Source organism: Dietzia massiliensis (genome assembly GCF_018390595.1).
In the GTDB taxonomy this organism is placed as follows: domain Bacteria; phylum Actinomycetota; class Actinomycetes; order Mycobacteriales; family Mycobacteriaceae; genus Dietzia; species Dietzia massiliensis.
Genome location: NZ_JAHBAV010000136.1, coordinates 1 through 727, shown reverse-complemented (window position 1 = coordinate 727; position 727 = coordinate 1). Strand labels below are relative to the sequence as shown.

The 727-nt window shown below is 76.5% G+C and carries 1 pseudogene; it reads left to right on the top strand.

Annotated elements, in window-relative coordinates:
• Positions 1-455: 455 nt before the first annotated feature.
• A pseudogene (locus KHA85_RS16490) lies at positions 456-727 on the top strand (D-alanyl-D-alanine carboxypeptidase family protein); the annotation flags it as partial.

Below are 727 nucleotides of genomic sequence, written 5' to 3'. Positions count from 1 at the left end.
CGCCCCGCCCGCGGTCGCGATTGCGGTCCGCCTGCATCTCCGGCCAGCCTGCGTCTCCGGCCAGCCCCGCCCGCGAATGCGGCCCGCCCTGCGCGCAACGGCGTCCCGCCTGGGCCTGCGCTGCCCGCGTCACTGCGCACCTACCTACCCATGCCTCCCGTGCCTCCCATAGCCGCCTCTCGCCATGGCGTCTGGCGCGTACCGATGCGCGAGCGAGACGCCATCGCCGAGAGCGGCTGCAAGCGGCACCGGGAGCGAAACGCCATCGAGAGGGGCGGACGCGGTGTAGTTCGCGCGCGCCGTGCGGGTCTCGGCGGGCCGTGTCGAGCGGGCCCGACCCTCAGCGAGCCCCACCCTCGAGCGGGCCCGTCCCTCGGCAGGCCCGACCCTCGGCGGGCCCGTCTCACGGCGGGTCCGGCCCGCGAACGCCCAGGCCGGTCCTACAATCTGGACCCGTGACCAGCACCCGACGACGGCCCGCACACCGCGCCGCCGGCCTCGCGACCGCAGCCCTCGTCGCGCTGACGCCCCTCGCCGCCGCGGGCCCCGCTACGGCCGTCGAGCCCGCGCCGGATCTCTCGCTCACGGAGGCGCCGCCGGCGGCCGTGTTGCCGTCGACCACCTCGTCGTCGTACTTCGACACCCCCCGTGACATCACCGGTTGTCCCCACCGCACGACCCCGCCCGCACCGGTCGACGAGTCCGAGGTCCCGCTGCCCGGGCAGAC